Source organism: Limnohabitans sp. (genome assembly GCF_046052825.1).
Classification (GTDB): Bacteria; Pseudomonadota; Gammaproteobacteria; order Burkholderiales; family Burkholderiaceae_C; genus Limnohabitans.
Window position 1 is genome coordinate 17,196 of the sequence record NZ_JAVLFP010000005.1, and the last position, 23,093, is coordinate 40,288.

The 23,093-nt window shown below is 60.9% G+C and carries 25 protein-coding genes and 1 riboswitch; of the genes, 7 read left to right on the forward strand and 18 right to left on the reverse strand.

The window, feature by feature from the left end; genetic code table 11:
* On the reverse strand, positions 1-216 hold the full coding sequence (gene thiS / locus ACKWJN_RS00650) for a sulfur carrier protein ThiS (RefSeq protein WP_408593555.1): 216 nt from the start codon (positions 214-216) through the stop codon (positions 1-3).
* Positions 209-1,294 (reverse strand): FAD-dependent oxidoreductase, encoded by a 1,086-nt coding sequence (locus ACKWJN_RS00655; protein WP_408593557.1) that lies wholly within the window; start codon positions 1,292-1,294, stop codon positions 209-211. Before ACKWJN_RS00655 ends, thiS begins: the two co-directional genes overlap by 8 nt.
* A 53-nt stretch (positions 1,295-1,347) precedes the next feature.
* Between ACKWJN_RS00655 and thiD the strand changes: the two genes are divergently transcribed.
* Complete coding sequence (thiD, locus tag ACKWJN_RS00660; protein WP_408593559.1) at positions 1,348-2,196, forward strand: bifunctional hydroxymethylpyrimidine kinase/phosphomethylpyrimidine kinase; 849 nt, start codon at positions 1,348-1,350, stop codon at positions 2,194-2,196.
* A gap of 8 nt (positions 2,197-2,204) precedes the next feature.
* Here the strand turns inward: thiD and ACKWJN_RS00665 are convergent, their stop codons facing one another.
* The 6 genes from ACKWJN_RS00665 to ACKWJN_RS00690 form a co-directional block, all read right to left on the reverse strand.
* A complete protein-coding gene (locus ACKWJN_RS00665) occupies positions 2,205-2,987 on the reverse strand; it encodes a 3-oxoacyl-ACP reductase (RefSeq protein WP_408593561.1) in 783 nt (260 codons plus the stop codon).
* Complete coding sequence (locus ACKWJN_RS00670) at positions 2,984-3,925, reverse strand: ABC transporter substrate-binding protein (protein ID WP_408593563.1); 942 nt, start codon at positions 3,923-3,925, stop codon at positions 2,984-2,986. The genes ACKWJN_RS00665 and ACKWJN_RS00670 overlap by 4 nt, the downstream gene beginning before the upstream one ends.
* A gap of 147 nt (positions 3,926-4,072) precedes the next feature.
* Positions 4,073-4,837, reverse strand: coding sequence for an ABC transporter permease (locus tag ACKWJN_RS00675; RefSeq protein WP_408593565.1), 765 nt, complete (start codon positions 4,835-4,837; stop codon positions 4,073-4,075).
* The gene (locus tag ACKWJN_RS00680; protein ID WP_408593567.1) at positions 4,837-5,604 is read right to left on the reverse strand and encodes an ABC transporter ATP-binding protein; all 768 of its coding nucleotides are present in this window, start codon (positions 5,602-5,604) and stop codon (positions 4,837-4,839) included. Before ACKWJN_RS00680 ends, ACKWJN_RS00675 begins: the two co-directional genes overlap by 1 nt.
* Complete coding sequence (locus ACKWJN_RS00685) at positions 5,594-7,054, reverse strand: acyl-CoA reductase (protein ID WP_408593569.1); 1,461 nt, start codon at positions 7,052-7,054, stop codon at positions 5,594-5,596. Before ACKWJN_RS00685 ends, ACKWJN_RS00680 begins: the two co-directional genes overlap by 11 nt.
* On the reverse strand, positions 7,051-8,136 hold the full coding sequence (locus tag ACKWJN_RS00690; protein ID WP_408593570.1) for a long-chain fatty acid--CoA ligase: 1,086 nt from the start codon (positions 8,134-8,136) through the stop codon (positions 7,051-7,053). The genes ACKWJN_RS00685 and ACKWJN_RS00690 overlap by 4 nt, the downstream gene beginning before the upstream one ends.
* Before the next feature lie 70 nt (positions 8,137-8,206).
* Positions 8,207-8,309, reverse strand: a riboswitch (TPP riboswitch).
* A gap of 254 nt (positions 8,310-8,563) precedes the next feature.
* Between ACKWJN_RS00690 and ACKWJN_RS00695 the strand changes: the two genes are divergently transcribed.
* On the forward strand, positions 8,564-8,725 hold the full coding sequence (locus ACKWJN_RS00695; protein WP_408593572.1) for a DUF6516 family protein: 162 nt from the start codon (positions 8,564-8,566) through the stop codon (positions 8,723-8,725).
* Positions 8,722-9,075 (forward strand): hypothetical protein, encoded by a 354-nt coding sequence (locus ACKWJN_RS00700; protein WP_408593574.1) that lies wholly within the window; start codon positions 8,722-8,724, stop codon positions 9,073-9,075. The genes ACKWJN_RS00695 and ACKWJN_RS00700 overlap by 4 nt, the downstream gene beginning before the upstream one ends.
* A 24-nt stretch (positions 9,076-9,099) precedes the next feature.
* Here the strand turns inward: ACKWJN_RS00700 and ACKWJN_RS00705 are convergent, their stop codons facing one another.
* From ACKWJN_RS00705 to ACKWJN_RS00750, 10 genes are all read right to left on the reverse strand, one after another.
* Positions 9,100-10,131: an NAD(P)/FAD-dependent oxidoreductase gene (locus tag ACKWJN_RS00705; protein WP_408593575.1), complete on the reverse strand. Its 1,032-nt coding sequence runs from the start codon at positions 10,129-10,131 to the stop codon at positions 9,100-9,102.
* Between the two features lie 11 nt (positions 10,132-10,142).
* Entirely contained in the window at positions 10,143-10,469 is a 327-nt protein-coding gene (fdxA, locus tag ACKWJN_RS00710; protein WP_108301546.1) for a ferredoxin FdxA, read from the reverse strand.
* A gap of 74 nt (positions 10,470-10,543) precedes the next feature.
* Positions 10,544-11,812: a sulfate adenylyltransferase subunit 1 gene (locus ACKWJN_RS00715; protein ID WP_408593577.1), complete on the reverse strand. Its 1,269-nt coding sequence runs from the start codon at positions 11,810-11,812 to the stop codon at positions 10,544-10,546.
* Entirely contained in the window at positions 11,812-12,762 is a 951-nt protein-coding gene (gene cysD / locus ACKWJN_RS00720) for a sulfate adenylyltransferase subunit CysD (RefSeq protein ID WP_408593579.1), read from the reverse strand. Before cysD ends, ACKWJN_RS00715 begins: the two co-directional genes overlap by 1 nt.
* An 88-nt stretch (positions 12,763-12,850) precedes the next feature.
* Positions 12,851-13,618 (reverse strand): phosphoadenylyl-sulfate reductase, encoded by a 768-nt coding sequence (locus ACKWJN_RS00725; RefSeq protein WP_408593581.1) that lies wholly within the window; start codon positions 13,616-13,618, stop codon positions 12,851-12,853.
* Positions 13,619-13,664: 46 nt separating this feature from the next.
* On the reverse strand, positions 13,665-14,039 hold the full coding sequence (locus tag ACKWJN_RS00730; protein WP_408593583.1) for a DUF934 domain-containing protein: 375 nt from the start codon (positions 14,037-14,039) through the stop codon (positions 13,665-13,667).
* Between the two features lie 17 nt (positions 14,040-14,056).
* A complete protein-coding gene (locus ACKWJN_RS00735; protein ID WP_408593584.1) occupies positions 14,057-15,847 on the reverse strand; it encodes a nitrite/sulfite reductase in 1,791 nt (596 codons plus the stop codon).
* A gap of 9 nt (positions 15,848-15,856) precedes the next feature.
* On the reverse strand, positions 15,857-16,648 hold the full coding sequence (locus ACKWJN_RS00740) for a sulfite exporter TauE/SafE family protein (protein ID WP_408593586.1): 792 nt from the start codon (positions 16,646-16,648) through the stop codon (positions 15,857-15,859).
* 61 nt (positions 16,649-16,709) lie between these two features.
* Positions 16,710-17,831, reverse strand: coding sequence for a ring-opening amidohydrolase (locus ACKWJN_RS00745; RefSeq protein ID WP_408593588.1), 1,122 nt, complete (start codon positions 17,829-17,831; stop codon positions 16,710-16,712).
* Between the two features lie 18 nt (positions 17,832-17,849).
* Positions 17,850-18,812 (reverse strand): LysR family transcriptional regulator, encoded by a 963-nt coding sequence (locus ACKWJN_RS00750; protein ID WP_408593590.1) that lies wholly within the window; start codon positions 18,810-18,812, stop codon positions 17,850-17,852.
* Between the two features lie 87 nt (positions 18,813-18,899).
* Here ACKWJN_RS00750 and ACKWJN_RS00755 point away from each other — a divergent pair, with 87 nt between their 5' ends.
* The 4 genes from ACKWJN_RS00755 to allB are packed head-to-tail and all read left to right on the forward strand — an operon-like array spanning position 18,900 to position 23,092.
* On the forward strand, positions 18,900-19,757 hold the full coding sequence (locus ACKWJN_RS00755) for a cysteine hydrolase family protein (RefSeq protein ID WP_408593592.1): 858 nt from the start codon (positions 18,900-18,902) through the stop codon (positions 19,755-19,757).
* A 23-nt stretch (positions 19,758-19,780) separates the two neighbouring features.
* Positions 19,781-20,821, forward strand: a complete 1,041-nt coding sequence (locus ACKWJN_RS00760) for an ABC transporter substrate-binding protein (RefSeq protein WP_408593594.1) — start codon at positions 19,781-19,783, stop codon at positions 20,819-20,821.
* Between the two features lie 9 nt (positions 20,822-20,830).
* Positions 20,831-21,622: an SDR family NAD(P)-dependent oxidoreductase gene (locus ACKWJN_RS00765; RefSeq protein ID WP_408593596.1), complete on the forward strand. Its 792-nt coding sequence runs from the start codon at positions 20,831-20,833 to the stop codon at positions 21,620-21,622.
* Between the two features lie 9 nt (positions 21,623-21,631).
* Positions 21,632-23,092: an allantoinase AllB gene (gene allB, locus ACKWJN_RS00770; protein ID WP_408593598.1), complete on the forward strand. Its 1,461-nt coding sequence runs from the start codon at positions 21,632-21,634 to the stop codon at positions 23,090-23,092.
* Position 23,093: the final 1 nt, after the last annotated feature.

Genomic DNA, 23,093 nt, shown 5'->3' on the forward strand with positions numbered 1-23,093 from the left:
TCAACCGCCCGTGATGGGCGAGATCAATTCAATGTGGTCGTTGTCGTTCAAGCTGTGTTTGGCATAGTGGGTGCGCGGCACAAATTGCAGGTTCACAGCGGCGGCAAACGGCGGCTGAATGCCTGCATGTTGCACCGCATCGGCCAGTGTGGCACCTACGCTCAGATCGTGTGGGGCTTGGTTGATCAGCACCCGGATGGTGGTGGTTTCAGACATGTTCAAACTTCAATGCAAATTTTGCCGCAAGCTCGGTGCTCTGATGCTCCACCCATTCCAGGGCCACGTCGAGCAGGGCCGGTGCAATCAAAAAACCATGGCGGTACAAACCATTGAGCTGCACGCAACGCGGGCTCAGGCAGCGCACCGCAGGCAGGTTGTCGGCCAGGGTGGGGCGTGCTTGGGTGTTGATTTCCAAAATACGCGCTTCTGCAAAACCACTGTGCACGGTGTAGGCCGCGCTCAACAACTCTAAGGTGGAGCGCACGCTGGCGGGTGACAGGTCTTCGGTTTCAATTTCGGTGGCACCAATCACAAACACGTGGTCTTCTTTGGGCGCGATGTAGATCGGGTAACGCGGGTGAATCAAGCGCGTGGGCCGCAGCAGTGTGACCTCGGGCGCATGCAGACGCACCACCTCGCCGCGCACACCGCGCAGCTGTGTCCAGTCGGTGCGCGCGCCCAGGCCACGGCAATCGAACACCCAATCGGGTTGGCCCGGTGTGCCCGGTGCAAAGTCGCTGGGCGATTTGGCGCTGTGCCAGTGCAGCGCCACACCCTGTGTTTGCAAGCTGTCTAACAACGCCGCCAACAACTGGCGGTTGTCAAGCTGGCCTTCGCCTGGCAAGTACAAGGCGCGTTGAAAGCGTCCGTCTAACGCGGGCTCGCAGGCCCCCAGTGCGGCAGTGTCCAGGCTTTGTAATGCGGGCAGGCTGGGCAGTTGGGTGTGGGTGCGTGTCAGCAGTTGTTCAAAGCGCAGGGCCTCGCTGGCGTCTTGGCGGTGCCACACGATCAAGGTGCCGTTTTGCTGAAAGAACACCGGCTGTTGCAGCTGTCCCACCAACTCGGGCCAGCGTGTGAGCGCATGCTGGCCCATGCGCACCACCGGCAGTTCGGTGATGGCCGACTCGGCCAGCGGCGCCAGCATGGCGGCCGCGACACGGGCCGCCGCACCTTGCGCGTCGGGGCCCAGGGCTTCGTGGACTTCCACCCGGTGGCCGCGTTGTGCCAAGCTGTGGGCCAACAAGCGGCCCATCAGGCCCGCCCCTAAAACCACGCTGTGTTGTGGTGAACTCATGGATGTCTGTCTTTCTGAAAAATACCTGAAGCGAGTTGCGGATAATTCAGTGCATGAGCACCACCCCAACCACATCTTCTCCCTTGCACTACGCTCGCGTCCTCACCATTGCCGGATCGGACAGCGGCGGTGGCGCAGGCATTCAGGCTGACCTCAAAACCTTTGCCGCACTGGGCTGCTATGGCATGAGCGCCATCACCGCGCTGACTGCGCAAAACACCGTGGGCGTGCAGGGCATTCATGGCATCCCCGCTGAATTCTTGAAAGCGCAAATCCAGTCGGTGGTGGAAGACATGGGCGTCGATGCCGTCAAGATCGGCATGCTGCACGCGCCCGCCATCGTGGACGTGGTGGCTTGGGCCATTGACCATTACCAACTCCACAACGTGGTGCTCGACCCCGTCATGGTGGCCACCAGTGGTGACCGCCTGATTGCCAGCGAGACCGTGCAGGTGCTGGTGCGCGAACTGTTTCCGCGTGCGCGCTTGATCACGCCCAATTTGGACGAAGCCGCTTTGCTGTTGGGGCACGACATTGCCAACGCCCACGCGCTGGAAGCCGCCGCACAAGACCTGCTGGCCCAAGGCGCACGCGCGGTGTTGCTCAAAGGCGGGCATTTGCCCGGTGACGAGGTGGTGGACCTGCTGGCACAACCTGGCATCGCGTCGCAGCGCTTGGCGTCGCCGCGCATTGCCAGTCGCAACGTGCATGGCACGGGCTGCACCTTGTCGTCGGCCATTGCGGCGCATCTGGCCTTGGGGCATGACTTGGCCCAGGCGGTTGCTCTGGCGCGCCGCTACATCTTGGGTGCGATTGAACACGGCGCAGCCGTGACCACCGGCCACGGACACGGGCCGCTCAACCACGGCTTCGCACCGGTGGCCATGCACGTGCGGCGCTGACGCTCGGCTCATGCCATCACCAAGCCACCGTCCACCACCAGCACTTGCCCGGTCATGAAGCGGCTCCAGTCGGAGGCCAAAAACAGCACGGGGCCCGCCACATCGTCGGGTGTGGCCAAGCGGCCCAGGGGGGTCTGTGCCACCAGCACGTCTTTGACAGCCTCCTTGGTGTGTTGACTTGACGCAGTAGGGCTCACCAAGCCAGGAGCCACACAGTTCACCCGAATGCCCAAGGGCCCCAGCTCAGTGGCCAAGTTGCGGCTGAATCCCACCAGTGCTGACTTGGCGGTGGTGTAGTCGTGGTACGCAATGCTCGGGCGTTGCACCAAATCGCTCACCAAGTTCACGATGCTGCCGCGCGCGCGTTGACGCATGTGGGGCAACACCGCTTGGCACACGTGGTAAGCCGCTTGCACCGCCCCGTCGAACTGGCCTTGGTAGGCACTCCAGGGCACCTCCCAAAAACGCTGGCGGTGCTCGGGGTCAAACGCGTAAGGGCTGAACGCGTTGTTCACCACCGCATCGATGCGCCCAGTCTCGGCCACCGCTTGGGCCACCATGGCTTGCACGGCCTCAGGCGAGCGCACATCGGCTTGCAAGGCCCAGGCTTGGCCCCCGGCTTGTTCACAGGCGTTCACCACTTCTTGGGCGGCGGCTTCGTTGTGCAGGTAGTTCACCAACACCAGCGCGCCTTCGCGCGCAAAGGCCTTGGCAATGGCCGCACCAATGCCCCGGCTGGCCCCGGTGACCAAGACCACTTGGCCGTCAAAGCGGGCGCTGGACGTGCTCATTTTTTGCCGGGCAACAGGTCTTGGCTGACCACGTCGCTGACCTTGATGTCGCGTTGAATCACACCAAACGCTTTGTAGGCTTGCGCGCCTTTTTGCAGCGCGACCAAGTCGAAGGCTCCCAAGCCGCGCTGTGCGGTGGTGGTCGACACACTGGACGCGTTGCGCAACTTGATGACTTCCAAGTTGATGGCTTCGTTTTGGCCATCAATCGCCACCTTCACGGCCAGCTTGGCCGCTTCTTGGGGTGAGCGCATCATCCACTCGGCGCTGTCTTGGTAGGCCTGCAAAAAGCGTTTCAGTGCCTCTTTCTTTTGGGCGTAGGTGTCTTCGCGCACCACAAAGAAGTCGCTGGAGATGTTGACGTAGTTCTTCACTTCCATCACGTGGACATCGCCCAGGCCTTTTTGTTTGCCCACCAGCAAGCCGGTGTCGGTGGCGGCGGTGGCGTCGACTTGGCCTTGCATCAGCGGCGCAAAGTTCAACAAGCCCGTCACCACCACCGTGACGTCAGACTCGCTCAAGCCGGCTTGGTGCAACAGCACTTGCAGGTTTTGCCGGGTGCCACTGGCGAGGCTGTACACCCCAATGCGTTTGCCTTTGAGGTCTGCCGGTTTGGTGATGTTTTGGGACTTCAGCGACACCACGTTGAACACGTTCTGCGGATAAATGTCGTAGATGGCGCGCAGTTTTTCGCCCTTGTCGAGCGCAGCAAAGAACGAACCCGGGTCGGTGAACGCGATGTCGGCCTGGCCGCTCAAGATGTTGCGCAGCGCGTCGCCACCCCCGGCACCAGGCACATAGCCGAGGTCAATGCCACGGGCTTTGAAAAAGCCCTTGTCTTCTTCTACCAGCAGGTTGGTGATTTCGGTGATGGGTTTGCTCCAGCCCGCCACCACCACTTTGTCGGCTTTGGCGGGGGACTGGGCTAGGCTGCTCAAGGGCCAAAGGGGCGTGATCAACAGGCTGGCGAACAAGCCCGCGAACAAACGCGTGGATAGACGCGTGGATAGGCGCGCTGACAGTAGCGCTGACGGTCTTGTATTGGCAAGCGGCAAGCTCGAGCCACGTGTGGGAAATGTCATGCGTCACACTTTCTGAGAGATTGAAGGAGAAGGGGGTGAAAACCGGCGCTCAAGCGCTTGAATACCGTTGTAACTCAAGAGGCCCAGCACGGTGATGAGCACCAGCACGGCAAACATCAAGGGTGTGTCCATCGAGCCTTGGGCCGCAATGATCAAGGCCCCCAGGCCTTTGCTGCCGCCAATGAATTCGCCCACCACCGCGCCCACCCAGGCCAGCACCACCGCGACGCGCAAGCCGGCCATGATGTGGGGCAGGCCCGCTGGAATTTTCAAGCGCCACAAGGTTTGCCAGGGCGTGGCACGCAGCATGCGAAACAGCTCCAACCGCTGTGCATCGACTTGCTGCATGCAGGTGGCGGTGTTTTCAAGCAGGGGGAAAAAGCAAATCAAAGCGGTCATCACCACCGTGGGCAAAGTGCCAAAACCAAACCACACGATGAAGAGCGGTGCCAGCGCGAGTTTGGGCACCACTTGGCTCAGCACCACATAGGGCATCAACACGCCACGCAGACGGGCCGACTCACCCAAGGCCACGCCGCCCGCAAACCCCAGCGTGCCGCCGAGCAGCAGCCCCAAGCCGACTTCGCTCAAGGTTTGCAGCACATGGGGCCAGAGATAGCCATTGCCCAAACCCCGCCACAAGGATGAGGCGATCACGGTGGGGGCCGGCAACACCAAAGCCGAGGTGGCAAGTTGCTGCACTGCCAGCTCCCACAGGCCCAGGCACAGCAGACCCAACATCACAGACAGCAGGCGTGTGTGGCGCATCACAGCCCCTCGTCCATGTGTTGGCGCAACTGGGCACACACGGCATTGAATTCGGCGCTGTGGCGCAAGCCATGGGCCCGTGGCCGAGGCAAGTCAATGCGCAGCGTGTGGCCCATCTGCCCTTGGTGCATCACGGTCACCTGGTCGCCCAGGTACACCGCTTCGGCCATGTCGTGGGTGACAAACAGCACCGAGGTGCCTTGCTGGGCGCACAGCGCGAGCAAGTCGTGTTGCAGTTCTTCGCGGGTGATGGCGTCGAGGGCGGCAAACGGCTCGTCCATGCACAACATGTTTGGCTCGCCCATCAGGGCACGCGCCAAGGCCACCCGGCTTTGCTGCCCACCCGACAAGGCCAGGGGGTTGTGCTGCGTGTGAGCGCCCAAGCCCATGCGCTTGAGCAGTTGTGCGGCCTGGTCGCGGTCGCTGCTGCGCACTTGGCGTTGCAGCGAGACGGGCAACAACACGTTGTCCAGCACGCTGAGCCATTCCAGCAGGGTGGGGCGTTGAAACACAAAGCCCATGTCGGCCCTTGGCCCGTTCACGGGTTCACCGTGGCACAGCACCTGGCCGTGTTGGGGTACCAACAAACCCGCCGCGAGTTTGAGCACGCTGGTTTTGCCGCAGCCGCTGCGCCCGACCAAGCAATGCACGCTGCCGGGTGCGATGTCCAAGCTCACGCCCCGCACGGCTTCGCCGCCCGTGGCGTAGGCGAAGCGCAACGCTTGCAGACGCAAGGCGGGTTGTGGGGACAGGGTCTCAGGGCTCATAGGCTGTGAAGTTCTCGGCAGCGGCTTCGGTGGACGCTTCGATGTCCACCATGCGCACCAGATCGAGCAAGCTGAAGCGCCCGTCGTGGTGCCAGCCCGCAGCGGGTGCAGTCATGGCGCCCATGGCGCAGATGCGTGTCACACCCGCTTGTGCCAGGGACTCACCGAGGCGCAGCAGTTCTTCGGGCGCTGCGGCCAGCCCCACGGTTTGCAGGGAGTCGCGTTGGGCGCGGGCCAGCTCGGCCACTTCGTCGAGCGTGTCCACCCCCACCACCAGCACACAGCGGTTCAAGGGGCCGGGTTGCAGGGGCGTGGGCGCGTCGCAGTAGACCACCGCCCAGGCCTGGGTGGCGTCACCCAACACCTGGGTGTTGGGGTTGTTGACCATGGCGAACTCGTGCGACTCGCGCCAAGCGGCCACGCTTGCGGCTTCTTCCAGCGACAAGGGGCGGCGCACAAACTTGTGGCTCAAGGCGGCTAGCTCGCTGGCCAGACTCTGTGCAAACTCTTGCGGGCTGACCTGGGCACCACGTTGCACATACAACATCTGCGGTGAGTAGCAACCTTGCTGCTCGTAGCGTGCCACGTCCAGCGCGGCCAGGGCAGCGGTGGTCTTGGCGCGGCGCAGCGTCAACGCTGCCGTGGACACCATGCCAAAACTCAGCTTGTGGCCATGCGGCAAAAACCGTGCAGTCACGGGCACATGCTGCTGCATGTCGCGCAAGGCGGTGTTGCCGCCATAGGCCAGCACCACGTCGGCTTGTTCAAACAAGGGGGCTGCCTGCGCCGCGTCGCTGCCCGGCCACCAGACCACGGCCAAGCAGTCGGCCAAGCGGGGTTCCACCGCCACCAAGACCCGCGCCAACACGCTGGCAAACACCGGCTCGGCGCTGGCGACTTTGCCCACCGAACCTGCTTTGACCAACAGGCCCGACACCCAACTCCACATGGGCAAGCCTGGCACATTGCCGGCCCACACATGGGCCATCAGGTCGGGGCCATAGGCTTTGCTCCAGCCCCCACCCACGCGGGGTTGAAACGTATCGAGCAATTGCGGGTTGGCAAAGTCTTCCACCACAAAGCGTTGCAGTTGCAGGGCCCGAAAGGTCTGCAAGTAGGCGCTGAGGTGGATGCGCACCATCTCGGCATCCAAGCCCGTGACACGTGGCAACAAGGTGTCGAGTTGTTGCCGGTAAGGGTCGTTGGCATCGAGCAAACGCGCCACGGCACGGTCAATCACCGCCACCAGGTCGCGCACCGGCCAGTGCTTGAGGTGGCTGCGGCTGGCGTCACGCACACGCGTGGCCAAGGCCGTCATTTGCGCGGGCTTGAGTTGCGGCACCTGCACCGTCAGCGGGTGCTCCGGCGTGCCAAAGTGCAGCGCGTGCCAGTGCACCTCCGGCTCTGACAGACCCGGCAGGTAGCCCGCTTTGAAGCTCAGTGTGCTCATGCCCGTGCGGATTTCAAAAAGTCTTCCACCGCCAGTGAGCAGCCTTTGGCCTGTGCCCCCTGGGCGCGGCCCAGCAGCACAAAGCCGTCGTCGGTGGCCACGCCCACGTCTTCGGTGAGGATGGTGGTCACGGCGTTGTAGTTGCCCAAATCGGTGTGGACCAAAATGCCGCGCTCGCCGCGTGGCATCTCGCGTCCGCTGATCGGGTCGATGACACGCGAGCGAATCCAGTGCGGCCCGCGTTTGACCGATGGCACCGTGGCATTGCCCCGGTCGTAGAACTGGGTGCTGAGCTCGGTCATGCCGTACATGTTCATGCAATGCGTGCGTGGCACACCGAAGGTGGCAGAGAGCTGGTCGTAAAACGCGTCCATCTCGATCTCGCGCGACTGGCCTTTGAAGCCCCCGGTGTCAAACAGCCAACTGCCTGCGGGCAACTGGAAGGACTGGCCCAGGGCCGCCAGAGCGTCCATGGCATGCACCAGGCTGTAGCTCGCGCCCAGCAAGGCAAATGGCTGCCCGGAGTCTTGTGCCTGTTGCAGCGCGGTCCTCAGACCAGCGATGTCCAGCCCTTGCGCGCCCATGAAGTAGCCGCTGTCTGCCGTGCCAAAGTGGGTGAGGGCCAGTTGCAGGTAGTGGGCCAGCGACGAGTTGGGCAATGCCACTTCGTCGGGAAACAAAACCCCCATGCGGATGCGCGCTTGACCTTGCATGACATGCTGCGCAAAGTTCAGGCGCATGGAGCTGTCGTACACCGCCAGTGCGGGGTGGTAGTGGCGGCCTTTGACATCGCCACGCGTGGTGCCACTGGTCATGAACACGCGTGCGCAGGTGTCTGGCGGCACACAGCTGAGCGTGAGGTCTTTGAAGGCGTTGATCGGCACGGCTGGAATGTCATGCCAGTGTTTGACACTGCGTGGCGTTTTGCCGCGCAGTTGGCAAAAGCGCTGAAACGGCAGGTTGTGCTGTGCCTGATGGGCAAACAAACGCAGCGCCATGGCATTGAAGTCGTCGTCGCTCACCTCCGGCAAGGCGAAGAAGTTCAGCAAGTCAGCAGGAATCGTGGACGCGTCAGAAGCCATCTGTGTTTCACTTGCAACAAGCAGGGCGCTGGCGGGGAATCGGCGTTGGCGGGGGAGGTTCCCCCATACCGGTTCTTTTGACAAGCTTCCCTGCGCGAGGATTACCTCAATCAGGTTCAAAGGGACTTTCTCAGTCGATGTCTGTCGAGACACCAACACCCCCAGCGGATGCGCCGATCAATGAGGACGGCGCATTTGAATTCTAGGGCAATTCAAACGAGTGGCTAAACCGAGCTGATCAGAGGCCCGTCTTTGGTTGTTGGCAATATTGACAACAGACGAGGGGATCGACACAATTGTGAGCATGCCGGCTGAACTCATCACACGTTTCAAAGACATCACGGCCGATGGTGCAGTTTTAGAGGTGGTGATTTGGAAGGTGCCCAAACCTGTGCCGCCCTCAGACCATCGCTACAAGTACTGAGCTGTGTATGTTGTAGGCGGTGTCCGCATTGTTGGTTTTGACAACGAGAGAGGCAAAGGCGACCACTGCCATCTCGATGGTGAGCAAGTACCTTATGCCTTCACAAATGTTGAGCAACTGTTTGAAGACTTTATTGCGGCTGTTGCTGCTAGGAGAGCCCCATGACAGAACGTTATCTCACCATCACACTGCAACCCGACTGGCGGAGTGGTTTGCGCACTGCGGCCAAATTGGCGAAAGCCAACACCTACCAAGGCGAAGTGTTGAACTTCGAAAGTCCAGCTCATTTCTTTGGACAACTTTCCGAAAAACGCTGGGAAATAGTTCGTGCCGCACAGGGAAAAGGCGAGCTTTCTGTGCGCGAACTGGCGCGTTCAGTGGGGCGCGATGTCAAGCGTGTGCACGAAGATGTGGTGATCTTGGCCGAGTTAGGTTTGTTGGAGCGCACAGAGAACGGAGGCGTGGTTTGCCCCTATTCGTCGATGCACATCGACATGTATCTGAAAGCGGCTTGAGACCAACCTCAGTCAAGGTCTGACTCAATCCACACCCAGCAAGCGGTGCAGCTCGCTCGAAGTGGTGGTGTATTGCAGCAAGGTCTTGCGGTTGGGGTGCACGATGTCGGCGGCACCAAAGGCGGCCAAGGTGGCTTCATGAAAACCACACAGGATGAGTTTTTTCTTGCCCGGGTAGGTGTTGATGTCGCCCACCGCAAAAATGCCGGGCACCGAGGTGGCAAAGTTTTCGGTGTTCACCACCAATTGCTTGCGTGCCATCTCTAGGCCCCAGTGGGCCACGGGCCCGAGCTTGGGTGACAAGCCCCAGCACACCAGCAACTGTTGTGCGGTTCGCTCTATGGTCTCGCCTTCGGGTGTGGCCACCTGAACCGCCTGCAACTGCTGGTCCGCGCTTTGCAAGGCGGTGATCTGCCCAATCTGCAACTGCAAGCGGCCAGTGGCCACAGCATCACGCATGGCACTCAGCGCCTGCGGTTCAGCTTGAAACACATCACGACGGTGGATCAAGGTCACGCTGCGTGGGGCTTGCTCGCGCAGGCGGCTCAGCTGCACGGCCACATCCACGGCTTGGGCTTCTCCACCCAGCACCCACACATGCTGGTCTGCCAGCGGTGTGGTGTCGCTCAGGTGGTAGTGGATGTGGCGACCTTCGAGTTCTGGCGCGCCTTCCAGGTTGAGCTTGCGCGGCTGAAAAGCACCCACACCTGCCGCAATGAACAGGGTTTTGCACACGAAGTGTTGCTGTGTTGAGGTGTGCACGTCCAGGCGATCATCGGGCCGCTGCGCGACTTGGCTGACTTCTTGGCGCAGGTGAACAGTGGGTGCAAAGGGGCGAATTTGCTGCTGCAAGCGCTCGACCAGTTCGCGCCCGGTGCAAAACGGCAAGCCTGGGATGTCGTAAATCGGTTTGTCTGCGTACAGCTCGGCGCACTGGCCGCCTACGTGGGGCAGGGCGTCGATGAGGTGACAGCGGATGTCTTGCAGCCCCAGCTGAAAGGCTTGAAAGAGGCCGACGGGGCCGGCACCCACGATGACGGCGTCGGTCTCGATCATGGGGCTGTCAATCAGCGTTGCAACTCGGCCAACTTGCCGGTGCGGTCTTTCCAGTCGTCGGCGTCAGGCAGCGGGGCCTTGCGTTTGGTGATGCTGGGCCAGCCGATTTGTGACAGCTCGGCGTTGAGTTTTGTCATGTGCTGTTGACCATCGGGCACGTCTTCTTCGGCGTAGATGGCGTTGACCGGGCACTCAGGAATGCACACCGCGCAGTCGATGCACTCATCGGGGTCGATGGTCAAAAAATTGGGGCCTTCGCGGAAGCAATCGACGGGACAAACGTCCACACAGTCGGTGTACTTGCAACGGATACAGGCTTCGGTGACAACGTGCGTCATGACAATTCAATCGGTAAAGAGATAGGGACTCAGCGGCGAAGGTTTGAGCGCCAAGGTTTTTGATTTTAAACGCTTCAGTTCACCAACACGGCGCCTGAGGTTTTGTGGCTGGCGGTGTCCACCAAGACCAGCGCTCCCAAAATGCGCGACTGGGCAAAGGGCAGTGTCACCAAAGGCTCTTGCAGGGCCAAGGTCACGTGACCAATGCTGTTGGGTGCCAGCTCGGTGGCCTCTTCTTCTGCCAGGGTGTTCACATCCAGGCGGTGCACCACGCGCTGCACTTTGGCTTTGACCCAGCGGTGGCCATGCAGCGCCCAATACACACGACCGGCGACCAAGGGTTCGTCGTCCATCCAAGCGATGGTGGTGTTGAGTTGGCGCTGTGCTTCGGGAGCTTGCTCAGCTGACAGCAACCAGTCGCCGCGTGACACATCCACCTCGCGGTCCAGCACAACGCCCGCACTGTGACCTGCGGCTTTGTTTTGCGGTTCGCGGGTGGCCGAGAGAACTTGTGACACCACAGCGGTTTGCCCGCTGGGGAAGACCTTGACCGTGTCGCCAGGTGCCACGCTGCCGGTGGCCACACGGCCCCAGAACACACGTCGGCCTTGGGTGGTCACGTTGGAGTCGTGGAATTTCTCCACCCACTGCACAGGGAAGCTGAAAGCCACCTCGGTTTCAGCGGGGGTGACGGGCAAGCCTTCCAAAATGCTCAAGAGGCTGGGGCCGTTGTAGCCGCACCAATCGGCTTGCGAGTCCACCACGTTCCAGCCTTTGAGGGCCGAGACGGGCACCAAGGCCGTGATGGTGATGCCTGCGGCCTGGGCAAACTTCTTGAGCGCTGCGGCAATGTGCTGGTAGGCCAAGCTGGCGTCTTCTACCGCATCGAGTTTGTTGATGGCAAACACCACCGAGGGCACGCGCAGCAGGTTGACCAGCAATGAGTGACGACGGGTTTGTGGCAACAACTCCAACTCGGCATGGCGCCAGTCGAGTTTGGTGGCATCGACCAGCACCACCGCAGCATCGGCGCTGGAGGCTGCAGTCACCATGTTGCGGGTGTATTGCTCGTGGCCGGGCGCGTCGCCGATGATGAACTTGCGGTGCTCGGTGTTGAAGTAGCGGTAGGCCACGTCGATGGTGATGCCTTGTTCACGTTCCGCACTCAGACCATCGGTCAAGAGGGCGAGGTCGGTTTCACCGGCACGCTGCACGCCTGCCAAGTGGTCTTGCAGCACGGCCTTGGTGTCCACCAACAAGCGGCCAATCAGCGTGCTTTTGCCGTCGTCCACCGACCCGCAGGTGATGAATTTGAGGGCCGAAAAATGTGTGTCGTTGCTCATTAGAAATACCCGTCTTTTTTGCGCTTTTCCATTGAAGCGTCTGAAGTTTTGTCGTCCATGCGTGTCGCGCCGCGCTCGCTGACGTCAGCGGCCAAGGTTTCGATCACGATTTGCTCTGGCGTGGCGGCCGTGCTCTCCACCGGGCAGGTGCAGGTGATGTCGCCCACGGTGCGGAAACGCACGTCGCGCACTTGCACTTGTTCGCCGTCTTTGGGCGGGGTGAGTTCGGTCACGGGCACCAGCAGGCCACGGCGGTCCACCACCTTACGCTTGTGGGTGTAGTAAATCGACGGCAGGGCGATTTTTTCGCGGGCAATGTATTGCCACACATCCAGTTCGGTCCAGTTGGAAATAGGGAACACGCGGAAGTGCTCACCGGGCTGCAAGCGGGTGTTGAACAAGGTCCACAACTCTGGGCGTTGGGCCTTGGGTTGCCATTGGCCAAAGCTGTCGCGGTGGCTGAAGATGCGCTCTTTGGCGCGGGCTTTTTCTTCGTCGCGGCGCGCACCACCGATCAGCGCGTCAAAGCGGAATTCTTCAATCGCTTCGAGCAAGGTGACCGACTGGTGCACGTTGCGGCTTTCGCCCGGATGGGCCAGACGCACGGTGCCGCGCTTCATCGAGTCTTCCACGCTGCGCACGATCAGCTCGGCACCGAGTTCTTGGGCGCGTGAATCTCGGAAGTCGGTGACTTCTTGGAAGTTGTGGCCGGTGTCGATCATCAACAGCGGGTAGGGAATGCGGCCGCTACCAGAGGGGCTGGTTTTTCCGCCAAAGGCTTTCTCGGCGCACTTGAGCATGACCAACGAATCTTTGCCGCCCGAAAACAGCAAGGTGGGGCGCTCAAAAGCGGCGGCAACTTCACGCAAGATGAAGATGGTTTCTTCTTCCAGCGCATCGAGGTGGGCGTTGCTCAGGCTGTGCAACTCGTTGTGGGTACTTGCGTTCATGGTTCAAATCTTTTAAGTGAATTCGTCTTAGCTTCGGCTCACTTCGCTTGTCGCGAAATGAGCCTGCGCTGAAGCAGCGACTCGCGAGCTATCGCTCGCCGTGCGGTTTGACATGCAAACCGCACTCTTTCAGGTCGCTGCTTTCCCACCACCAACGACCGGCGCGGAAGTCTTCGCCCATGGCGATGGCGCGGGTGCAGGGTGCGCAGCCAATGCTGGGGTAAAACTGGTCGTGCAGCGGGTTGTAGTCCACCCCTTGGGTGGCGATGTAGTGCCACACGTCGCCCCAAGTCCACTGGGCCAAGGGGTTGAATTTGCTCAAGCCTTTGCTGGCCACTTCGCTGTCATCGCGCAGGGGCACGTCGGCGCGGGCATTGGATTGCTCTTTGCGCAAGCCCGTGATCCAAGCACGTTGGCCTTGGAGGGCGCGCGCCAGAGGCTCCATCTTGCGGATGCCACAACAGGCTTTACGCAACTCAATGCTTTGGTACATCGCGTCTTGGCCGTGTGTGCGCACAAAGGTCATGACCGATTCATGGGACGGCTTGTACACATGGACGGACGCGTGCGAGTTGGCTTCGGTGCGCTCGAGCAAGGCCAAGGTTTCGGTGTGCAGTGCGCCGGTTTGCAACACAAACACCGGAATGTCCAGCCGCAGGCTGTTGATGAGGTGGGTGATGACCACGTCTTCTGCGCCCAAGCTGGAGGCTTGTGAGACGGGAGAAAACTCAGCGGCAGCTTGTTTCAGCAAGGCTTGTGTTTCAGCCAGTTTGGCGGCAAAGTCGTCGCTGGCGCGGGCGTTGCTCTCAGTGGCTTTGGCGCTGCCTTGCGAGGAGAGGAAAGAGGAAGTGCTCATGGGAATGCGCGGGCTCAGTGAGGTGCGAGAAGGGCGTGGGCTTGCTTCAAGCCGCGTTTGAAAAATGCGGCGCGGCATGCACCGCATCGCCTTGGTAAAAGCCTTTGTAGTGGCCCAGCAAGCGTTGTCCATGCACGGCGTCTTGGTCGGCACGCAGCACGGCGCTGGAAAAACCACTGCGTTGCATTTGCAGCAGTTGGTCAATCAGCACATCGCCGTGGGCGCGAATGTCGCCCTTGTAACCACGGCGGCGCAGCACAAACGCTTGGCTGAAGGCCCGGCCATCGGTGAACTTGGGGAAGTTCAGGTCAATGCGTGTCACGCCATCCAAGGGCACGCTGTGGGCATCGGCATCGTTGGCCAACGCGAGGCCCGCCGTCTCGTCGGCATGGGCAGTCGAAGTAATGAGTTGCAGGGTCATGGGGTGTGCTCAACAGATCAGGCAGTGGTGCGCGCGGTGGCGTGACGGGCCGCATGGGCGGCGTTTTTGAAGGCATCAAAGCCCACGCGTTGCAGTGCATCGGTGAAGGTTTCGCCCGCTGTGCGTTGGTCTTTGTAGACCTCCAGCACGGCTTCGATCACGTCCACCACTTCATCGGCAGCAAACGAGGGGCCGACCACTTTGCCAGCCTTGGCTGCACCGCTGAGGGTGGAGCCATCTGAGCCGCCCAAGGTCACTTGGTACCACTCTTGGCCATCTTTGTCGACGCCCAAGATGCCAATGTGGCCGCTGTGGTGGTGGCCGCATGAGTTGATGCAGCCGCTGATGTGCAGGTCAATCTCGCCCAAGTCAAACAACTCGTCGAGATCTTGGTAACGCGCGGTGATGGCCGCTGCAATGGGCAGCGAACGGGCGTTGGCCAAGGCGCAGTAGTCGCCACCGGGGCAAGCAATCATGTCGCTGAGCAAGTGGATGTTGGGGCGGGCAAAACCCGCCTTGCGCGCTTCGCGCCACAACTCGGGCAGCTGGTCGCAACCCACCCAAGGCAGCAGCAGGTTTTGGTCGTGCGTGACGCGCACTTCACCGGCGCTGTATTTGTCGGCCAAGTCTGCGGCCAGCTTGAGTTGGTCTGCCGTGGCGTCGCCAGGGGCTTGGCCCAAACGCTTGAACGACAAGGTCACGGCGCGCATGTCGGGGTTTTTGTGGGCGGCCACATTGCGCTCGATCCAGCGGCCAAATTCCACATCGTCTTCGGCGGCCGCCTTCAAGATGCGGGCAATGCGAGCCTCGGCATCGGACTGGCTGCACTGTGTCAACACCGGGGCGACAAAGCAGGCGCTGACGCGCTCCAACTCGGCTTGGGGAATGGTGTGGTGCGCGCCATTGGCCAAGATGCGCTGGTATTCGGCCTCCACCTCGTCAAAGTAACGCTGGCCTTCGGCCTTGACCAAAATCTTGATGCGCGCTTTGTAGATGTTGTCACGACGGCCCCAGCCGTTGTAGACACGCACCACGGCTTCAAGGTAGTTGATGATTTGGTCCCAGGGCAAGAAGGCACGAATTTCGGTGCCAATCACCGGCGTGCGTCCCATGCCGCCACCCACGAACACCTGAAAACCCACCTCACCTTGGGCGTTGCGCAGCACGCGCAGGCCAATGTCGTGCCAGGCAATGGCCGCACGGTCTTCGATGGCCCCTGTGATGGCGATCTTGAATTTGCGTGGCAGGTAAGCGAACTCAGGGTGCAAGGTGCTCCACTGGCGCAGCACTTCGGCGTAAGGGCGTGGGTCCACGGCTTCGTCCACCGCAATGCCGGCGCGCTCGTCGCTGGTGATGTTGCGAATGCAGTTGCCGCTGGTTTGAATGCCGTGCAGGTTGACGCTGGCCAGCAGCTCCATCACGTCGGCACTTTTCTCCAGCGGAATCCAGTTGAACTGCACGTTCTGGCGGGTGGTGAAGTGGGCGTAGTGCGTGGTCAGCTTGGGAGCCGCAATATGGCCAATTTTGTCTTGGGTGGCTTGCGCCTGAGCCAGCAATTCGGGCGAGGGTTCGTCGTAGTCGCGGGCGATGATGGCCAGCACGCGCAGCTGGGCGCTGTTGAGTTCACCGTAGGGCACGGCCACGCGCAACATCGGCGCATAGCGCTGGATGTACCAGCCGTTTTGCAAACGCAGGGGGCGAAACTCGTCGTCGCCCAAAGTGCCGGCCAAGTTGCGGGTCAGCTGGTCGCGGTACTGCGCAGCGCGTGCTTGAACAAACTCTCGGTCAAATTCGGTGTATTGGTACATCTTGAAATATCAGGCTAAAACCAGTTTGCTGCCGGCCCAGGCCAGCAACACAGAAAGAATCGAACGGATCACGCGTTCTGGTGTTTTGTGCACCAGGCGTGAGCCCACCCAAATGCCAGGCAAAGAACCCGCCAGCAACAGCGACAGCAGCGACCAGTCCACAGACCCCAGCGAGGCGTGGCCCAAGCCCGCCATCAAGGTCAAAGGCACGGCGTAGGCAATGTCTGCCGCGATGATGCGCGACAGGGGCAGTTGGGGATACAGGATCATCAACACCGTCACGCCAATGGCCCCAGCACCCACCGAGGTGAGCGTGACCAAGGTGCCAATCACCGCACCAAACAACACGGGCAAGGCCCAGTGACGTGGCAGGGTGGCTTCAGACAAATTGAGTTCGGCAACGCTGGCGGGTGCCTGCTTGCCGCGAATGGCTTTGTAGAGCATGGCGCAGGCGGTCAACAGCAGCGCGACGCCAAGTGTAAAGGTCATCACATGTTGCACCGCTGGGTCCGACGGCCCCACGGTGTGTAACACCCACAAAGTCAAGCCCGACGCGGGCAAGCTGCCCGCGCACAGGGAAAACACCACACGCCAAGGCACCAAGCGCTGACGCGCCATGCTGAGTGTGCCGCCCGCCTTGGTGAAGGCCGCAAACAGCAAGTCGGTGCCCACGGCCAAGTAGGGCTTGACGCCAAAGAAAAAGATCAGCAACGGCGTCATCAGCGAGCCACCGCCCACCCCCGTCAAACCGACGATCACACCGACAAAAAAGCCAGCACATACGAAGCCAAAATCTTGCATGGCGGCGACTGTAATCGCCTCTTATGCCAAATCAAACGATTTGTTAGTTGGGGATATATGCCTATGGGGCATAAGGCTGGTAAACCACACACACCGGCCCCCCGCCCGCAGGCCCTTGGTGTTCAGCGCCGCCCGAGACGTACAGGGCGGTTTGCCCGGTCAGGCTGGCCAGCACACCGCCCACGGCGGCCCGCGCATGGCGGGTGGCGTTGATGTCGGAGTCATCCAACATGGTGTGACGGGTCCCCCGAATTTTGCCGCTCGGTGCAGCTTCGGCTTTGGCCAGCAGATTGACCAGTTGCGTGGACTCGGCACCTGTTGCGTCAGATGTGCTGAGTAAGCCACAGGCTTTCAGCATCTGAGTCACTGAGGCGGCGTCGATGGCGTCTTGCATCACTGTGTGCGCGATGGCCAGGTCGGATTGGCCGGCACGTGACATGCCCAGCACCACCACCACGTTGTTCTCCAGTTCAATGCCCGAAGAGGCCGAGGCGGTGGACGAATACAGCGACATGTCGCGCATGACCGCGTCGTCGCTGAGTTGTGTGGGCGTGACTTCACCCAAAGCCAGCGCAACGCCCAAGGCCGAGGCGGCGCGTGAATAGCCCATCGACTCGTAGGTGTCGTGGGTGACCGTGTCATGGCCTTGTTGTTGTGCGGCGCGAATTTTGTCCATGGTCAGCAAGGGACATTTGATTTGCACAAAGTGCACATCGGCTGCCTGTTCGATCTGCGCTTCTTGCATGGCGGCTTTGACCGCTTGTGCGGTGGCGTCGATTTGGGCCATGCGCCCCATCTCCCAAGGCGCAAAGTCACGGGTTTGCGCCACACCCACCACCAAGCGGGGGGTGGACGAGGGCGTTTGTGTGTTCACCCATTGGCGTGAGAAGACCGTGAAGTGCGGCGACAGCACGCCTTCGGTGCCGCCAGACATCACCAAGGCCACGCGCTGGTGTGCCTCCTCGGGGCTGCACCCCAGATGCGGTGCCAACCAATGGCACCAAGCCATGCTGGCAAAGTCGCGGGTGTGGTCGTTGACGCAGCCGTTGCCTTCGGTCTTACCCATCACCGCCACGATGTGGCGAGGGTCTAGCAGGCCCTGGTCGACCAGCTGCTGCACACCTGACAGGTCGGACGGGCCTTGGCATAGCACGCGCTGCACCGTGACGATTTGTTGTTGCATGTGAGGTTTCTCCGTGGTTCAAGTTTTGTGTGGGGTTGAGGCGGGTGTGCGTGTTTCGAGCAGCTGTTGCAAAGCTTCAATCCACACAGTGGTGATGACGGCAAGCTGCCTGCCGCGCAGCCGCGCGAGCACCAGTTCACCGCTGGGAAAACCACGGTCGGCGATGTCGCGCACGGCCAATTGGCCGCCTTCATCTTGCGTGCCAATCTCGAACTGAAAGCTCACCATGTGGTGGTGGTGCAAACAGCCGCGCAGAAATTCAAAGTTGTTGCTGGTGATGACGGGTGCCAACGTCAAGCTGCTGCGCTTGAGGTAGCGCTGCAACAGTCGTCGGGCACCGAAGTCGCTGTCGGGTAGCACCACGGGGTAGCTCAGTGCTTCACGCAAGCGCACGTCCTCTTGGCTTGCCAGAGGATGGCTGCGGTGCAGCATCAGCTTCAAAGGCTGCGGCAGGGCCAGCAGACGTTCCATGTCGGCTTCATCGGGCAAGTTCAACACCAAGGCCAGATCGGCTTGGTAATTGCGCAAAGCGTTCAAGGCGCCCACATGGTCGACCACCCGCACATCAAACTCAACCAGTGGATGCGCCTGGCGAAACAAGGCGATGGCACGCGGTAAAAAACTCACCGCCACCCCTTGGCTGGCCAAGACACGAATTTGTCCGCGTCGCAAGCCTTTGAGCTCTTCAATGTGTGAGCGGGTTTGCTCCAGTGCCGAACGATGGCTGCGGATGTAGTTGATGAACAACTCGCCTGCTGCGGTGAGCCGCATGCCATGTGGCATGCGCTCGAAGATGGGGGTGCCCAACTCTTCTTCGATGTCGAGCAAGCGCCGGTTCACGCTGGAGGGCACCACATGCAAACGCTCGGCTGCTTGGCGAATCGAACCGGCACGGGCGATCTCGTCGATGTAGTTCAAAAAGCGCAGGTGGTTCATGGCGTGTTCGTGAGGGCTCTTGGCGTCATGCAATAACAGGGCCATGTGCGTTGTCTTTTAAGCAACGCCCCATGCTTAAAAAAACACTTCTTGGCAACGTCTTTTGGCACGTCACGTGCGTACACCCAGGGCATGAAACGCACCAACGCCTCAACCACCAAGGCCTCGCCGCCCAGTGCCAGCACCTCGTACGGACCTTCTGAGTTGCACCAATGGCATGTCAATGACGAACGAGTCAGCTTCGTTCGCCCACAGCTGCGCGCTAAAAGCGTGCGCTTAGACGCACAGCCGCAGTGCATTGAGATCGATGTGGTGCGCACCGTGTTGATCGTGGTGGACATGCAAAACGACTTTTGCCATCCCAAAGGTTGGTTTGGTCAAAGAGGCTTGAGCCTGAAAGCGCTGCATCGCCCGGTGGCTCCGCTCAACGCGCTGCTGGGGCCGTGGCGCGCAGCGGGCGGCAAGGTGTTGTGGCTGAACTGGGGCGTGCGTCCCGACCGCCTCAACCTCGGCCCCACCATGCAGTTCAAAGCCAAGCGCACACCCAACGGTGTGGGCTATGCCGAACATTCACCCGAAGACCATGGGCCCTCGTTGGTGCCCGGCACCTGGGGTGCCGCAGTGATCGATGCCTTGCCCGTGTTGCCCGAAGACATGGTGGTGTTCAAGCATCGCTTGTCGGGGTTTTGGGATTCCGAACTCGACAGCGTGCTGCGCTTGCAAGGGGCCACCACCTTGCTGTTTGCAGGCGTCAACACCGACCGCTGTGTGTTCTCGACCTTGCAAGACGCCAACTTTTTGGGCTACGACTGCGTGCTGCTCGAAGACGTGTGCAGCACCGTCTCACCCAGCTATGTGAGCCGCGCCATTCTTTACGTGGTGCAACAGCTGCATGGCTTTGTCTCCAACACCAGCACTTTGCTGGAAGGCTTGGCCCAGCTCAAGCCTTGTTCTGCCGCGGCCCAATCTAAACGCCGTCAATCTGTTTGACTTTTAACCTGAAGGAGTTGTTGATGACATTGACTTTCAAACCCCAATGGGCCACCGTGCTGTCGGGCCTGCTGGCTGTGATGGCCCTGAGCGTGACACCTGCGGCGCTGGCGCAAACCAAAATCAAGATGGTCCTGAACTGGAAATACCAAGGCCCACAAGCCTGGTTCTTTTTGGCGCAAGACAAAGGCTATTTCAAAGCCGAAGGTTTGGATGTGGAGATCGACCAAGGCGAGGGCTCGTCTGCGCCCGTGGCCAAGATCGCAGCCGGTGCCTACAACGCAGGCTTTGGCGACATGAATGCTTTGATCGACTTTGCGGCCAAGCGTCCCGCCGAAGCCCCGGTGGCCGTCTACATGATTTACAACACGCCGCCTTTCACCATCGCGGTCAAAAAAGACAGCCCGATCAAAACGCCCAAAGACTTTGAGGGCAAGAACATCGGTGGTCCTGCCAACGACGGCGCCTTGAAGTTGTTCCCTGCCTTGGCCAAAGCCGCCAAGTTCGATGCCAGCAAAGTCACCATCTCCAACATGGCGCCCAACCTGCGCGAGCAAATGCTGGTGCGTGGTCAGGTGGACGGTATTTTTGGCTACATCAACACCATTTGGTTCAGTGCCAAGTTGGTGGGCTTAGACCCCGACAAAGACCTGCGCTTCATCAACTACGGCAACCATGGCATTGACCTGTACTCCAACGCGATTCTGTTCTCACGTGGTTTTGTGCGCGACAACCCCAAGGCCGTGCAAGGCTTTGTCAAAGCACTCAACCGCGCCATCAAAGAGGTGGTGGCCAACCCCGAACCTGGCATGGACGCACTGATGGCCCGCGAGCCTTTGCTCAAGCGTGACCTGGAGAAAGAGCGTTTGGTCGCCACGATCAAAGAAGAGATGAACCACCCCGAGATCGCACGCATCGGCTTGGGTGACATCGACACCGAACGCATGAAGCGTTCGATTGGCGTGGTGGTCGAGGCCAACCAACTGCCTCGCACCCCCACGGTGGAAGAGGTGTTTGACCGCCGCTACCTGCCAGCACGTGCTGACTTGATCAGCAAATTCTGAAAGCACGCGATGGATTTGCAACTCAAGAACAAGGTGACCGTGATCACCGGGCCTGCCAAGGGCATGGGCCGTGCCATCAGTTTGGCCTTTGCCAAAGAGGGCGCACAACTGGTGCTGGCGGGCCGAGACCTCGCCGCCATTGAGCCAGTGGCACAAGAGGCCCGTGCGCTCGGTGTAGCCGTGCATGTGGTGCCTTGCGACATGACCGACCCAGCGCAAACCGAAGCCTTGGCCCAACAGACCTTGGCTGCGTTGGGCCGCATCGACATCTTGGTCAACGTGGCCGGTGGCTCAGGGCCCATTGGCAAGACGGGTTGGGAAACCAGCACCGACGAGTTCAACCAAATTGTGGAGCTCAACATGACCGGCTGCTTCAACACCATGCACGCGGTGTTGCCCAGCATGGTGGCGCAACACTACGGCAAAGTGGTCAATGTGGGCGGCACCTTTGGCATGCGTGGCCGTGCAGGGCGCATGGCCTATTCGGCCTCGAAGTGGGGCTTGCGTGGCATCACCAAAAGCTTTGCGTTGGAAGCCGGGCCGCACAACATCAACGTCAACTGCGTCGCACCCGGCATGGTGGATGGCCCGCGTTTTCGCGACAAGGTGTGCGCCAACATGGCCGACAAACTCGGCATCAGCCTGGAAGAGGCCATGACGCGCCACGCCGCCGACTACGCCATGAAGCGTGTGTCAACCGACGAAGACATTGCCCATGCGTGTCTGTTTTTAGCCAGTGACTTGGCCCGTCAGATCACCGGCGTGGACTTGCCGGTCGATGGCGGCTGGGCCATGTTGTGAGGTGATGACATGAGCTTACGACCCGACGTTGACCTGGTGATCCGTGGTGCCAAGGTGGTGTCACCCGACCACATTTTTGAGGCCTCAGTGGCGATTGCCGGTGAGCACATCGTGGCCGTGGGCCACGACGACACCATGCCGCCTGCACGCCAAGAGCTGCCGGCCAAAGGCTTGTACCTGTTGCCCGGTGCGATCGACAGCCATGTGCACTTTCGCGACCCCGGGTACCCCAACAAAGAAACCTGGAAAAGCGGTTCTGCGGCGGCTGCCTGCGGTGGTGTGACCACCGTGTTCGAGATGCCCAACACCAAACCGGCCACTGGCACGTTGGAAGCCTTGAACCTCAAACTCAAAGCCGCCGAGTCGTCGTATGTGGACTTTGGCATCCACGGTTTGCTGGGTGACGACACGCTGGACCGTTTGGACGAACTGCTCGAAGCCGGTGTCACCAGCTTCAAGGCCTTTGTGGGCAACACCTTTGGCAACTTGCCTGCACCCACCGATGGCGCTTTGCTGGAGGGGTTTGAAAAGCTGGCACCCTTGGGCATCCGCACGGTGGTGCATGCGGAGAATTCGTCGATCATGGCGCGCCGACAAGACCACTTGGTCAAGGCCGGACGCATCGACGCGCTGGCCCATTTGGCCGCACGCCCGGCGGTGTGTGAAATCGAAGCCATTGGCCGCGTGTTGACATTGGCCGAATGGACCGGCGCACGCCTGCACATTGCGCACCACAGTGCCGCCGATTCGCTGTACTTGTTGCGCGACGCCAAACGTCGCGGGGTGGATGTGACAGTCGAAACCTGCCCGCAGTATTTGTTGCTCAACACCCAAGACATGCTGCGCTTAGGGGGCATCTTGCGCGTCAACCCTCCCATTCGCGAGCAGCGCCACAACCAGCCGCTGTGGGACGCGTTGATGGAAGGCGTGATCGACATGATTGCCACCGACCATGCACCCCACACGCCCGAAGAAAAAACCCGCCCCAACATTTGGGACTGCGACTGTGGTTTTCCGGGTGTGGAAACCCAAATGCCCTTGATGCTGACCGAGGTCAACCGCCAGCGTGCCAGCCTGATGGACTATGTGCGCTGGAGCTCGGTCAACCCCGCCAAGGCTTGGGGCTTGTACGGCACCAAGGGCGTCATTGCCGCTGGTGCGCACGCTGACATCGCCGTGGTCGACATGGACCGCACAGGCGTGCTCTCGCAGGGCAAGTTACAAAGCATCAGCAAAATTTCGCCATGGAACGGACGCGCGGTACAGGGCTACCCCTTGCACACCCTGGTGCGTGGCCGTTTTGTGATGCGCGATGGTCACTTGGTGAGCGAGGCTGCGGGTTGGGGCAAATCGGTCAAGAGCGTGCAACGCATGCCCAAGCCGCAGCCTAAAAACACCGAGCACTACACCCAAGCCATCCTCACCACGCCCGAGGGCTTGCCCACCCACGCTTTGCCAACGGGGGCCTGAG